The organism is Lactiplantibacillus fabifermentans DSM 21115 (assembly GCF_000498955.2).
Classification (GTDB): Bacteria; Bacillota; Bacilli; order Lactobacillales; family Lactobacillaceae; genus Lactiplantibacillus; species Lactiplantibacillus fabifermentans.
Map to the genome: position 1 here is coordinate 1 of NZ_AYGX02000106.1, position 554 is coordinate 554.

The 554-nt window shown below is 39.5% G+C and carries 1 pseudogene; it reads right to left on the reverse strand.

What is annotated here, in order from left to right:
- A pseudogene (locus DY78_RS16145) lies at nucleotides 1-491 on the reverse strand (transposase); the annotation flags it as partial.
- Nucleotides 492-554 lie beyond the last annotated feature (63 nt).

Below are 554 nucleotides of genomic sequence, written 5' to 3' on the forward strand. Positions count from 1 at the left end.
TACAGTTAATCTAGGATAACCATACATGGGATATTTTAACCAAAGTGACAGTAACTGTTGTTTGATCAATTGACGTCGGCAGGCAGTTTTACTGGGTTGCCAATGACGATAAACGTAATAGGTGGAACGAGGAATCTTTAGAGTTCTTAAAATATGAGTAATGCGGTGTTTGGCTTGCAAATTAGCCTGGACAATTTCTAAAACGACTGCTCGTCCTTTAGCCATTAGTTTTTTGCCAACAACACCGCTGCTCGTTTTAAAATATCAAGTTCCTCCTTAAGTCGGTGGTTTTCCTTGATTAGGGCGCGTTCGTTGTCCGAAAGGACCTTGGTGTTATTGGGATTAGCCTGATTGATCCATTTAGTAACCGTGGAAACACTGACGTTATATTCCTTAGCTAAGGAATTAGCTGAGCGGCCAGTTTTGTGTAGTGCCACGATAGATGATTTAAATTCGGCTGAGTATCGATTGTTAGAATATTTAGTAGGCATAATAAAAGACTCCTTTGAGATAATTATAGCGAACAAGTTGTCCGTAATTACATCATAAGAGCC